The following is a 12,122-nucleotide window of genomic DNA, read 5'->3' on the forward strand; positions in this document are numbered from 1 at the left end:
GTCGGCCGGGGCGGTGGGGTGGGACGGGTGACAGGGTATCGGCATGTCCTCGGTCGAGCTGGACCTCCGCCGCCTGGGCCCTGCGGAGGCACCCCTGCGCAGCCAGTTGCAGCCGGTCGCCACGGCCGGACGGCTGGTGGTGCGGGGCCCCGTCGCCGGCCTGTCGGGGGCCCTGGCGGCGCTGCTCAAGGCCGGGCGGACGGCGGAGGTGCCCGTGGCGTGGGAACCGGCCGCCGACAAGGCCTCGACCGCGCTGGCCCGCGCACTGGGCATCGGCAGCGGCGAACCGCGGGAGCTCAGCCTCGTCCGCGACGACCACGGCGGTGTGCTGCTGCACCACGGGCGCCTCGAGGCCGCCGGTGACGGCCGCCGCTCCCTCTCGCGCCGGCTGGGCCTGCAGGCCTACCACGACGACATCAAGGTGGCCGACGGCGAGATCACCCGGATCGACGTGCGGCCGGACTGGACCGCCGTCGACACCATCGCGGTGACGGTGATGACCCAGCCGCTGCGGCCGACCCGGCAGACCAGCGGGCGCGCCCTGCAGGTGGCCTCCGACCCGGCGCGGATCATCCGGGACGGGGTGCCCTACGTGCGGCCCGTCGACCGGTGGACCTGGTACGCCGACGACCGGGTGCGGTGGCGCCTGGAGCCGTGACGGGGCGGCCGTTCCGGCACGCCGGCGGGCTCGGCGCGGGTGGCTGCGGCGGGCTGCGGGCGTCGTGGACACTGGAGCGCACCCGACCGCCCGAGGAGGACCCGCTGCCGACGTCCTGCCACCCCACCGGGTCGCCGTGCCGGTGATCTCCGACCCGCGCTCGGCCTTCGGCGCCCGGACCGCCGAGGTGCCCGCCGGGCGCCGCTTCCTGGCGCGCGCGTTCGCGCGGCCGAGCCTGCCCGCCGTCGTGGGACTGGTCGTCGTCGTCGCCTTCTTCGCGGTGCGGGTGCCCGACCTGCTCAGCCCCTTCGGGGTGGCGACGGTCCTGGACACCGCGGCGCTGCTCGGCGTCGGCGGGGTCGCGGTCGCGCTGCTGCTGGTGGCCGGGCAGTTCGACCTCTCGGTGGGGGTGATCGCGGTCGCGAGCTCGCTGCTGACGGCGCTGCTGATCGGCTACGCGGGCTGGAGCACCTGGCCGGCGCTCCTGGTCTCGCTGCTGGCCGCGCTCGCGGTGGGCGTGGTCAACGGCGTCCTCGTCGTCAACACCGGCCTGCCCAGCTTCCTGGTCACGCTGGCGACCTTCCTGATCCTGCAGGGCACCTCCCAGGCCGGGTCGCAGGCGGTGGCGGGCGGCACGCGGGTCAGCGGGCTCGACGAGACCCCGGGCTGGTCCTCGGCGACCGCCGTCTTCGACGCGACCGTGCAGATCGGCAACGGCCGGTTCAGCGTGAGCATCCTGTGGTGGCTGGGCCTCACGGCGCTGGCGACCTGGGGGCTGTGGCGCACCAAGTTCGGCAACGCCGTGTTCGCCAGCGGTGGCGCCCGCCAGGCGGCCCGCGAGCTGGGCGTGCCGGTGCGGCGTACCACGGTGGCGCTGTTCTGCCTCACCTCGGCGGCCGGGTGGCTGCTCGGCACCATGACGCTCGTCCGTCTGGCCAGCGTCCAGGCCGGCGGGACGGTGGGGATCCTCAGCGGGATCGACTTCATCGTGGTGGCGGTCATCGGCGGGTGCCTGCTGACCGGCGGCTACGGGTCCGCGATCGGCGCCTCCGTCGGCGCGCTGCTGTACGCGGTGGCCCGGGAGGGCATCACGCTGGCCGACTGGGACACCCGGTGGTTCCAGGCGCTCCTGGGGGTGCTGCTGCTGGTGGCGTTGCTGGCCAACGGCGAGGTGCGACGGCGGCTCCGCGCGAGGCCGCGGTCGTGAGCGCCACCCCCGCCGTCGAGGAACGGGTCGAGGGCGCGACCCCGGTGGTGGAGCTGCGCGGCGTCACCGTGCGGCACGGCAGCGTGCCGGCGCTCAGCCGGGTCGCCGTCGCCCTGCTCCCCGGGCAGATCACCTGCGTCCTCGGGGAGAACGGGTCGGGCAAGTCCACCCTCGTGCAGGTGCTCTCGGGGCTGAGCCGCCACGACGAGGGCGAACTGCTGGTCGGGGGCGTGCCGACGCGCTTCCGCTCCCCCCGGCAGGCCCGGGAGGCGGGGATCGCCACCGTGTGGCAGGACCTCGCCGTCGCCCCGCTGCTGTCGGTGTGGCGGAACTTCTTCCTCGGCGCCGAGCCCACCCGCGGGGTGTGGCCGTTCCGCCGGCTGGACCTGGACGGCGCGCGCGAGACGACGATGCGCGCGATGGCGCGGGTGGGCGTCACCGGGCTGGACCCCGACCAGCCGGCCAGCGCCCTGCAGGCCGGTGAGCGGCAGAGCCTGGCGGTCGCCCGGGCGCTGCACTTCGGTGCCCGGGCCCTGGTCATCGACGAGCCCGTCACGCCTATGACGGTGGCACGCCAGACGCTGTTCGGGCAGGCGGTCCTGGCGGCCCGCGCCCGGGGGCTCGCGGTCGTCGTCGTCACCAACAACCCGCGCTACGCCCACCTCATCGGCGACCGGTTCCTGCTGCTGGCCCACGGGCAGGTCGCGGGGAACCTCACCCGCGACGACGTCGACTCCGACGTCCTCACCGCGCTGATGGCCGGCGGGGACCAGCTCACCACGCTGACCGACGCGCTCACCGCGCTCCACCCGGAACTCGGCGAGCGCTGAGCTCCCCGGGGCCCCCGCGACCGCGGGGGCCCGGGGCCGATCAGGTGAAGACGCTCACCCCGCCCGGGCCCACCAGCAGCCCGACCACGATCAGGACGATGCCCCACACGATCTCCTTGCGGATGATCGCCACGACACCGGCGACCACGAGGACGACGGCGAGGATCCAGAGCAAGGTGGCCATCAGAGGTCTCCTCTCCAGGGCGCCCTTCTGGCGCCGCGCACTCTGCGTAGTGATCAGGAGCGCGGTGATCCAAACCAGGAGACCCGAACGTGCTGGTCGGGCGGGTGAGCGGGGGGTCCGCGTTCGCGGACCGCCCGCTACCGATCGTGAACGATCAGATCGCCAACGTCGGATCGCAGTCCCGGAGCAGCTGGGTGCACCGCTCGGCCTCCGCCGTCTCACCGATCGCCTCGGCCGCCCGGGCCAGCACGGTGACGCAGCGCAGGAACCCCTGGTTCGGTTCATGCGACCACGGCACGGGGCCGTAGCCCTTCCACCCGTTGCGGCGCAGCGCGTCCAGCCCGCGGTGGTAGCCGGTGCGGGCGAAGGCGTACGCCTGGACCGTGTCACCGAGCGCCCGCTCGGGTCGGCTCATCGCCTCCTCGGCCAGGCCCGCCCACACCCCGCTCACCGTGGGGTGGTGCGCGGCGGCCTCGGCCAGCGTGGCGCCCTCGGCGAGCTCGGCGTCGGCCTCCGGCGTCGGCGGCAGCAGGGTCGGATCGGGCTCGCCCAGCAGGTTCCCGTGGGGGTGGCTCACGGTCACGCCCCCTGCGACTGGCCGGCCGACAGCAGGTGCTCGCAGGCCTCGACGACGCGGGCGGCCATGCCGGTCTCGGCGGCCTTGAGGTAGCTGCGCGGGTCGTAGGTCTTCTTGTTGCCGACCTCGCCGTCGATCTTCAGCACGCCGTCGTAGTTGCTGAACATGTGGCCGGCGATCGGCCGGGTGAAGGCGTACTGGGTGTCGGTGTCGACGTTCATCTTCACCACGCCGTAGGAGAGCGCCTCGCGGATCTCCGACTCGGCCGAGCCGGATCCGCCGTGGAACACCAGGTTGAACGGCTTGGCGTCCTCCCCCAGGCCGAACTCCTTGGCGACCAGCGCCTGGCCGCGCTGCAGCACGTCGGGGCGCAGCTTGACGTTGCCCGGCTTGTAGACGCCATGCACGTTGCCGAAGGTCGCCGCGAGCAGGTAGACCCCGCGCTCCCCCAGTCCGAGCTGCTGCGCGGTGCGCAGGAAGTCGCCGTCGGCCGTGTAGAGCTTCTCGTTGATCTCGGCGACGACGCCGTCCTCCTCGCCGCCGACGATGCCGATCTCGAGCTCGAGGACGATCTTGGCCGCCGCCGACTTCTCCATCAGCTCCTCGGCGATGTCGAGGTTCTCGCCGAGCTCGATCGCCGAGCCGTCCCACATGTGCGACTGGAACAGCGGCTCCTGAGCGGCGTCGACCCGGTCCTTGGACAGGGCGATGAGCGGACGCACGTAGGAGTCGAGCTTGTCCTTCGGGCAGTGGTCGGTGTGCAGCGCCACGTTGATCGGGTACTTCTCGGCGACGACGTGGGCGAACTCGGCCAGCGCGACGGCGCCGGTGACCATGTCCTTGACCCGGGTGCCGGAGCCGAACTCCGCACCACCGGTGGAGAACTGGATGATGCCGTCGCTGCCGGCGTCGGCGAACCCGCGCAGCGCCGCGTTGACGGTCTCCGAGGACGTGCAGTTGATCGCCGGGTAGGCGAACCCGCCCTCCTTCGCCCGGCTGATCATGTCGGCGTAGACCTCGGGGCTGGCGATGGGCATGCGGCACTCCTCCGTCGGGAACGGCTGTACGGCGCTGTACGTGCGGATGTCGGTGAGCAGTATCGCGCCGGGGCGCTCGGTCCGGGGCGTCGGGGCGGACGCGGAGCCCCGGCTCAGCCCTGCTCGATGCGGCTGACCACCCGGGCGGCGACGACCACCGGGTCGTAGGTGGGCGAGAACGGCGGGGCGTAGGACAGGTCCGAGCCGGCGAGGTCCTCGGCGGTCATCCCCGCCCAGATCGCGGCGGCGAGCACGTCGATCCGCTTGCCGCTGCCGGGCCCGCCCACGATCTGGGCACCGAGCAGCCGTCCGGACCCGGCCTCGCTGAGGAGCTTGATCGCGACCTCCTCGGCGCCCGGGTAGTAGCCGGCCCGCGTCGTCGCCTCGATCGTGTCGGTGCGGTAGTCGAACCCCGCCTGCTCGGCCTCCGTGGTGCACAGCCCGGTGCGGCCGATCTCCAGCTCGCCGACCTTCGTCAGCGCGGTGCCCAGGACCCCGGCGAAGCGGGCCGCCCGGCCGCCGATCACCGAACCGGCCACCCGGCCCTGCTTGTTGGCGTGGGTGCCCAGCGCGACGTGGGTGGCCTCGCCGGTGACCCGGTGGAAGGTCTGCGAGCAGTCCCCGGCGGCGTAGATCTCCGGGTGCGAGCGGGTGCGCTGGGTGCGGTCGACGGCGATGGCGCCGGTGGTGCCGAGGCGGATGCCGGCCTGCTCGGCCAGCGCCACCTCCGGCCCCATGCCCAGGCCCAGCACGACGAGGTCGGCGTCGTAGCTGCCGGCGTCGGTGCGCACCCCGCGGGCGCGGCCGGCCTCGTCGACCAGGATCTCCCGCACCGCCTGGTCCGGGTGCATCTCCATGCCCATGGCGCCCATGCCGGCGCAGACCCGCTCGGCCATGTCGGTGTCGAGCAGCTGCATCGGCAGGGGGTCGGCGAGCACCACGGTGACCTCGAGCCCGCGGCGCTGCAGCGCCTCGGCCATCTCCAGCCCGATGTAGCCGCCCCCGAGCACCAGGGCGCGGCGCGGACCGGCGTCCAGGGCGGCCCGGATGGCGGCGCCGTCGTCGAGCCGGTGCACGCCGAAGACGCCGGGCGCGTCCAGGCCGGGGATCGGCGGGCGGTTCGGGCGGCCGCCGGTCGCGATGAGCAGCCGGTCGTAGCCGATCCGCTCGCCGGTGGCGGTGACGACCTTGCCCGCGTCGGCGTCGATCTCCACCGCCCGCGCGCCCAGGTGGACTGTGATGTCCCGGGCGGCGAACTGCTCCGGCGTCCGGGCGATCAGCTGCGCGCGGTCCTCGACCTGGCCGCCGATCCAGTACGGGATGCCGCAGGCGGAGTAGGAGACCACGTCCCCCTGCTCCAGCACGACGATCTCCAGGTCGTCCGCGTCCCGGAGCCGGCGCGCCTGCGACGCCGCCGACATCCCTGCCGCATCGCCACCGATGACGAGGAACCGCTCCCTGCTCATCGCCCCAGCGTGGCACCCGCCGGCGTGCTGCGGAACACCGTCCCCGGGTTGAGCAGGCCGGCCGGGTCGAGGGCGGACTTGATCGAGCGGTGCACGTCCAGCGCCACCGGGCCGATCTCCCGCTCCAGCCAGTCGAGCTTGATGGTGCCCACACCGTGCTCGCCGGTGATCGTCCCGCCCAGCGACAGCCCCAGCGCCAGGATGTCGTCGAACGCCGCGTAGGCCCGCTGCCGCTGGTCGGCGTCACCGGCGTCGAAGCAGACGGTCGGGTGCATGTTGCCGTCGCCGGCGTGCCCCACGACACCGATGACGACGTCGCGGTCGGCGGCGATGGCGTCGCAGCCGTCCAGGAAGCCGGCGATCCGCGAGCGGGGCACGGCGACGTCATCGATGAGCACTGCGCCCCCGACCCGCTCCAGGGCGGGCAACGCCATCCGCCGGGCCGCGAGCAGCAGGTCACCCTCCGCCTGGTCCTCGGTGGAGTGGACGAACTGCGCGCCGGCCTCCTCGCACAGCGCGGTGAGCACCGCGATCTCCTCGGCGGCGGCCGCGCCACCCGCGTCGGACTGGGCGACCAGCAGCGCCCGGGTGTCGTGGTCCAGGCCGGCCTTGAGCACCTGGTCGACGGTGCGGATGCAGGTGCCGTCCATGATCTCCAGCAGGCTGGGCACCAGCCCGGCGGTGACCACCCGCTCGACGACCTGCCCGGCCTGCGCCGTCGTCGCGAAGGAGGCGGCCAGGGTGACCGGCGCCTTCGGCGCGGGGCGGAGCGCGAGCGTGGCCTCGGTGATGACGCCGAGCGTCCCCTCGGAGCCCACGAACAGCCGGGCGAGGTCGTAGCCGGCCACGCCCTTGACCGTGCGCCGGCCGGTGCGCAGCACGCGCCCGTCCGCCAGCACCACCTCCAGGCCGAGCACGTAGTCGGTGGTGACGCCGTACTTCACGCAGCAGAGGCCGCCGGAGTTGGTGGCGAGGTTGCCGCCGATCGTGCACCAGTCGTAGCTGGAGGGGTCCGGCGGGTAGAACAGCCCGTTGCCGGCGACCGCGTCGCGCAGCTGCTTGTTGACCACGCCCGGCTGCACGACGACCAGCCGGTCGGCGGCGGAGACCTCCAGCACGGCGTCCATGCGGGTCATCACGAGCGTGATCCCGCCGTCGACGGCGTTGCTGCCGCCGGCGAGCCCGGAGCCGGCACCGCGCGGCACCACCGGGATGCCGTGCCGTGAGGCGACCCGCAGGACGGCGGCGACGTCGTCGGTGCGGCGCGGGAAGACCACGGCCGCGGGGATACCGGCGGGCGCCATCATCGCCTGGTCGCGGGCGTAGGTGGCGGTCACGTCCGGGTCGGTCAGCACGCTGTCGGGGCCCAGCGCGTCGGTCAGCTCGGCGAGCCACGTCGCCGTCATCGTGGTCACCGTCACACCGTAGGACCTCCGGCGATGATCAGGTCACCTGGTCGTCAGGGGTCCTGGCTCAGCACCGGTGGTGAGCCAGGACCCGGAATGATCAGCTCACCTGATCATTCCGGGCGGGGTCAGGTGAGGCCGAGGTCGGCGAGGGTGAAGGCGGCCCGGTACTCGAAGCCGGCCTCCTCGACCGCCGTGCGCCCGCCCCGGTCGACGACCACCGCGACGGCCACCACCTCGGCGCCGGCCTCCTGCAGCGCCCCCGCCGCAGTCAGCGGGCTACCGCCGGTGGTCGACACGTCCTCGACCACCAGGACGGCGCGCCCGGCGACGTCCGGCCCCTCGATGCGCCGCTGCAGGCCGTGCGCCTTGCCCGCCTTGCGCACCACGCAGGCGTCGAGGAAGCCCTCGCCCGCCGCGGCCGCGTGCAGCATCGCGGCGGCGACCGGGTCGGCCCCCAGGGTCAGCCCGCCGACGACGTCGTAGCGCAGGTCGCCGGTGAGCTGGCGCATCACCCGGCCCACCAGCGGAGCGCCCTCGTGGTGCAGCGTGAGCCGGCGCATGTCGATGTACCAGTCGGCTTCCTGCCCGGACGAGAGCGTGACCTTCCCGTGCACCACGGCGAGGTCGAGGATCAGCTGGAGCAGCCGGTCGCGGTCGGGCAGCGTGGCCTCGTTCCAGGGGCCCGCGCCGAGGGACGAGGTGTGGGGGGGAACGAGGTCCTTGTCCATGGCCCGAAACCCTAGACACGGGCCCGGAGACGCCGCAGGGCCGCGGCCCGACGCGAGGTCGGACCACGGCCCGGTGCGGTCCCCTCCCCCGCTCGCGGAGGGGCGCGGCGTCAGCCGGCGGCCGGCTGAAGCACCTGGTCGATGATGTAGACGGTGGCGTTGGCGGTCTGCACGTTGCCGCAGATCACCGAGGCCTCCATGCCGACGACGGTGCTGTCCGCGCCGATGGTGAAGGTCTCGCCCGAGCCCTCGATCGTCACCTCGTCGTTGTTCAGCGTGGTGTGCGTACCGGCCAGCTCGTCGGGGGCCAGCCGGCCCGGGATGACGTGGTGGGTCAGCACCGCGGTCAGCGCCGGGGTATCGGCGAGCAGCCCCTGCAGCGCGTCGGCCGGGACGGCCTCGAACGCCGGGTTGGCCGGGGCCAGCACGGTGATGTCCTGGGTGGTGTTCAGCGTGTCCACGAGGCTGGCCGCCTGCACCGCCTGGACCAGCGTCGACAGCGCCGGGTTGTTGCTGGCGGCGGTCGCCACCGGGTCGGCGCTCATGCCCTGGAAGCTGCCCGGCCCCTCGGTGGGCACCGCCGCGCAGCCCTCGCCGAACGGCTCGTCGGAGACCGGTGCGGCGGCGGCACTGCTCTCCGGCGCGGAGCTGCTGGTGCTCGGGGTGGTGGCTGCGGTGCTCTCGGCGGCGGTGTCGTCGGAGCCGCAGGCGCTGAGCGTGATCGCCAGGCTCGAGACGGCGGTGAGCAGGATCCCGCGGGTGAGGGTGCGCGTCATGGTGGTGCTCCTGTTCCTTGTCCAGCGCGACGGCTGGGTGGCGATCGATCCGGGGTGGGGCGCCGGCCGCGGTACGGCCGGTGGGTCGTCGTCGGCGGGGCCGGGACGGGTCTGGGGGTCCAGGTCGGTGCCCGGACGGCGGGTCACGCGGCGACCACCTGCACGGTGTGCCAGCCGGTGGCGCCGCTGGGGAAGGGGCGGGCGCGCTCCTCGGGCTGCACCTCGCCGTCGGCGCTGGTGGCGCGGACGGCGATCGAGTGCCGGCCGGGGGCGAAGTCGACGAGGAGCACCCACTGCCGCCACAGGTCGGCGTCGACCTGCGGGGACAGCTCGGCCGGCACCCAGTCCCCGTCGTCGACCCGCACCTCGACCCGGGCGATGCCCCGCGTCTGTGCCCAGGCCACGCCGGCCACGGGACGGCGGCCGGCCGGGAACGACCGCAGCGGCGCGGGGGTGTCGATGCGCGAGAAGACCTTGATCGGCGCCCGGGCGGCCCAGTCGCGCTCCACCCAGTAGGGGTCGACGGCCTCGAAGGTGGTGGCGTCGATGCCGGTGAGCCACTTGCAGGCCGAGGCGTAGCCGTAGAGGCCGGGGATGAGCATGCGCACCGGGAAGCCGTGCTCCACGGGGAGCGGCTCGCCGTTCATCCCGAGGGCGAGCATCGCGTCCTCGACCTCCAGCGCGGACCGCGTCGGGGCGCCGATCGTCATCCCGTCCTCCGAGCGGCACACCAGCTGGGTGCTGCCCGCCCGCACGCCGTTCTCCCGCAGGAACGCGCCGAGCGGGACGCCGAGCCAGCGAGCCGTGCCGGCCAGGCGGCCCCCCACCTCGTTCGAGACGCAGGTCAGGGTGATGTCGCGCTCGATGAGGTCGTCCCGCCCGAGGAGGTCGTCGAGGGTGTAGGAGCGGGGCGTGTCGAACATGCCGGTGAGGGTCAGCCGGTAGTCCGCGGGGCGGATCTGCGGCACGGCGATCGCCGTGTCCACCCGGTAGAAGTCGCGGTTGCCCGTGAACAGCGGCGTCAGGCCCTCCACCCGGCGGGCGAGGTCGGCGCCCTGCGGGAGGGCCGGCGCCGGCGAGGCCGGCCGCGGGAGCACCAGCTCACTGCGCTCCCCGGCGACGTCGAACCGCTGCTGGAGCAGGCGGCCGCCACCACCGGCCACCGCCGCCACGCCGACGACCACGCCCCCGGTGAGGAAGAAGCGCCGCCGGTCCATCCCGGCGCCCTTGCGGTCACCGCCGGCGAGCGCCGCGCGGAGCCGGTCACCGAGCGGGACGTCGGCCGGTGCGCCCCCCTGAACGGCCGGCGCCCGCCCGACCGGCGCCTGCAGCGGGGCCAGCAGCGCCAGGAGGGCGGCCACGCCGGCGGCGGCCCCGACCAGCGAGGGCAGCCCGTCCAGCGGGCCGGCGGCCGGGCGGGTGACCGCCGCAGCGACCCCGACGAGCCCGAAGAGGACGACGCCCGCGACGCCCAGCCGGCGGCGGCGCAGCCCCACGAGCCCGACGAGGAGCGCGTACAGCGCCACGACGACGAGCGTCCCGACGACCAGGGCGATCTTGTCCGCCTCGCCGAACGTGCGGATCGCGAAGCTCTTGACCGCTTCCGGCGTGAGCGTGATGGCGGCGTCGCCGACGGCCACGACCGGTGCGGCGGCGCGGCCGACGGCGGCGGCCACCAGTTCGGCCACCCCGAGGGCGACCGCGGCGGCGACCAGCCCGGCCAGCGCCGCGAGCAGGCGCCGCACGCCGCGGCCGGGCACCGGGTGCGCCGGTCCGCCGGGCTGCACCCGGACGGCCTGTTCGCTCGTGATCACGGACGGTATTCGCGGGCCGGTGCTGATCCGGATTGGACCCGGGCGGAAAATATCGTTCACCGTCCCGGCGGCGGGCGGGCCGTCTGCCAGGCTGGAGGGGTGCCGGCCGATCCCCGCCCCCGCCCCGTCGACGGAGACGCGACCCCGCAGGCACCGCCGTCGGTGCGCGTCGCCATGGCGCTGCTGGCGACCCTCGCCGTGCTGCTCCTGCTGTACGTGACGATCACCTGGCTGGGCCGCGACGGCGTCCGGCAGGCGCTGACCGAGGCGGGGCTGACCGCGGAGGAGGCCCAGCAGTTCCTGCTGGTCAACACCACCGCCCCGCTGGTCCTGGGCATCGCCTACGCGGTCTCGGCGTGGGCGGTCTCCGGCCGCCGCCGGTGGGGGCTGTGGGCCGGCGTGGTCTCGACCGTAGTCCTGGCCCTGGTGCTGCTGTCCACGATGCTCACCGCCGGTGGCGTCACCGTCGTCGCGCTGCTGCTGCTGGTGCTGTCGGTCGGGGCGGCGGCCAGCCTGGTCGCGCGGACGACGCGGGACTGGCTGGCCGCCGGCCGGGCCTGAGCGCGACCCGGCTCAGCCCTGCCCGGTGGCGCGCTGCCACTTGCGGAAGCGGTACCAGTCGTTGGACGGCTTCATCGCCAGCAGCACCACCCCGGCCGCGGTCAGCGCGAGCTGGAACCAGGAGAGCGTGGTGACGAAGGGCAGCGGCCCGCTGGCGACGGCGTTGAACGGGCCGGTCAGCAGCGCCAGGCCGCCCAGGACCCACAGCACGATCCGCGCCCAGTTGCGCCCCTGCCAGGCGAACCACACGAACAGCAACTCCAGCAGGAGCACGAGGACCGTGAAGCCGATCGTCGCCTGCGCCATGAGCTCGGCGAACGCCTCGGGGTCCAGACCCTCGAACTCGGGGCCCTGGAGGTCCGCGCCCGACTGGTCGACGGTCCAGGCCAGCAGCTCGTCCCAGTTGAGCAGCGTGACGACGGCCGCCACGGCGCTGAGCACCAGCGAGCCGAGGTAGGCGCCGATCCCGGCGCGCACCGTCAGCGGCCGCTCCATCGGCTCGGGCGCACCCGGGCCCCAGCCCTGCGGCGCCGCGGGCGCGGGGGCGTAGCCGTAGGGGTTCTGGCCGTACGGGTTCTGGCCGTAGGGGTTGTGCGGCGGCTGCCCGTACGGCGGCTGACCACCCTGCGGCTGCCCGTACGGCGGCTGACCCCCCTGGGGCTGCCCGTACGGGGGCTGACCACCGTAGGGCGGCTGCCCCGGCGGCGGACCCCACCCCGGCTGCTGGCCGCCCTGCCCCTCGGGCTGCCCCTGCTGCCGACCGTGCTGGTCGTCCTGGCCCGCCGTCATCGCGTCTCCGCCTCTCGGTTCCGGTCGTCGCCCGCGATCATCGACGACGCCCTGCCGGGGAACCAGCACGGCACGCGGTGCCACCC

Annotated in this window: 13 protein-coding genes; 4 read left to right on the forward strand and 9 right to left on the reverse strand. The window is 74.7% G+C overall.

What is annotated here, in order from left to right; translation table 11 throughout:
- Positions 1-43 precede the first annotated feature (43 nt).
- From BMW62_RS06980 to BMW62_RS06990, 3 genes are all read left to right on the forward strand, one after another.
- The gene (locus tag BMW62_RS06980; protein ID WP_091930132.1) at positions 44-658 is read left to right on the forward strand and encodes a hypothetical protein; all 615 of its coding nucleotides are present in this window, start codon (positions 44-46) and stop codon (positions 656-658) included.
- 136 nt (positions 659-794) lie between these two features.
- Positions 795-1,865 carry an ABC transporter permease gene (locus BMW62_RS06985; RefSeq protein WP_091930133.1) on the forward strand — a complete coding sequence of 357 codons (1,071 nt, stop codon included), beginning with the start codon at positions 795-797 and terminating at the stop codon, positions 1,863-1,865.
- A complete protein-coding gene (locus tag BMW62_RS06990) occupies positions 1,862-2,695 on the forward strand; it encodes an ATP-binding cassette domain-containing protein (RefSeq protein WP_091930134.1) in 834 nt (277 codons plus the stop codon). The genes BMW62_RS06985 and BMW62_RS06990 overlap by 4 nt, the downstream gene beginning before the upstream one ends.
- 40 nt (positions 2,696-2,735) lie before the next feature.
- On the opposite strand, the gene BMW62_RS22520 is transcribed toward BMW62_RS06990, so the two are convergent.
- The 8 genes from BMW62_RS22520 to BMW62_RS07025 form a co-directional block, all read right to left on the reverse strand.
- The gene (locus BMW62_RS22520) at positions 2,736-2,879 is read right to left on the reverse strand and encodes a GPGG-motif small membrane protein (RefSeq protein WP_170852249.1); all 144 of its coding nucleotides are present in this window, start codon (positions 2,877-2,879) and stop codon (positions 2,736-2,738) included.
- 154 nt (positions 2,880-3,033) lie between these two features.
- Positions 3,034-3,456 carry a DUF3151 domain-containing protein gene (locus tag BMW62_RS06995; RefSeq protein WP_211435023.1) on the reverse strand — a complete coding sequence of 141 codons (423 nt, stop codon included), beginning with the start codon at positions 3,454-3,456 and terminating at the stop codon, positions 3,034-3,036.
- Between the two features lie 2 nt (positions 3,457-3,458).
- A complete protein-coding gene (gene fbaA / locus BMW62_RS07000; RefSeq protein ID WP_091930136.1) occupies positions 3,459-4,493 on the reverse strand; it encodes a class II fructose-bisphosphate aldolase in 1,035 nt (344 codons plus the stop codon).
- Between the two features lie 113 nt (positions 4,494-4,606).
- Entirely contained in the window at positions 4,607-5,959 is a 1,353-nt protein-coding gene (locus BMW62_RS07005; protein ID WP_091930137.1) for an FAD-dependent oxidoreductase, read from the reverse strand.
- On the reverse strand, positions 5,956-7,365 hold the full coding sequence (locus tag BMW62_RS07010; RefSeq protein WP_091930274.1) for an FAD-binding oxidoreductase: 1,410 nt from the start codon (positions 7,363-7,365) through the stop codon (positions 5,956-5,958). The genes BMW62_RS07005 and BMW62_RS07010 overlap by 4 nt, the downstream gene beginning before the upstream one ends.
- A gap of 128 nt (positions 7,366-7,493) precedes the next feature.
- Positions 7,494-8,096, reverse strand: coding sequence for an orotate phosphoribosyltransferase (gene pyrE / locus BMW62_RS07015; protein ID WP_244523885.1), 603 nt, complete (start codon positions 8,094-8,096; stop codon positions 7,494-7,496).
- Between the two features lie 110 nt (positions 8,097-8,206).
- Positions 8,207-8,872 (reverse strand): fasciclin domain-containing protein, encoded by a 666-nt coding sequence (locus BMW62_RS07020; protein ID WP_091930138.1) that lies wholly within the window; start codon positions 8,870-8,872, stop codon positions 8,207-8,209.
- A gap of 143 nt (positions 8,873-9,015) precedes the next feature.
- Complete coding sequence (locus BMW62_RS07025; protein ID WP_211435025.1) at positions 9,016-10,686, reverse strand: molybdopterin-dependent oxidoreductase; 1,671 nt, start codon at positions 10,684-10,686, stop codon at positions 9,016-9,018.
- A 99-nt stretch (positions 10,687-10,785) separates the two neighbouring features.
- Between BMW62_RS07025 and BMW62_RS07030 the strand changes: the two genes are divergently transcribed.
- Positions 10,786-11,247, forward strand: coding sequence for a hypothetical protein (locus BMW62_RS07030; protein ID WP_091930139.1), 462 nt, complete (start codon positions 10,786-10,788; stop codon positions 11,245-11,247).
- Positions 11,248-11,259: 12 nt separating this feature from the next.
- On the opposite strand, the gene BMW62_RS07035 is transcribed toward BMW62_RS07030, so the two are convergent.
- Positions 11,260-12,036 carry a hypothetical protein gene (locus BMW62_RS07035; protein ID WP_091930140.1) on the reverse strand — a complete coding sequence of 259 codons (777 nt, stop codon included), beginning with the start codon at positions 12,034-12,036 and terminating at the stop codon, positions 11,260-11,262.
- Positions 12,037-12,122 lie beyond the last annotated feature (86 nt).

It is taken from the genome of Blastococcus sp. DSM 46786 (assembly GCF_900109665.1).
GTDB lineage: Bacteria > Actinomycetota > Actinomycetes > Mycobacteriales > Geodermatophilaceae > Blastococcus > Blastococcus carthaginiensis.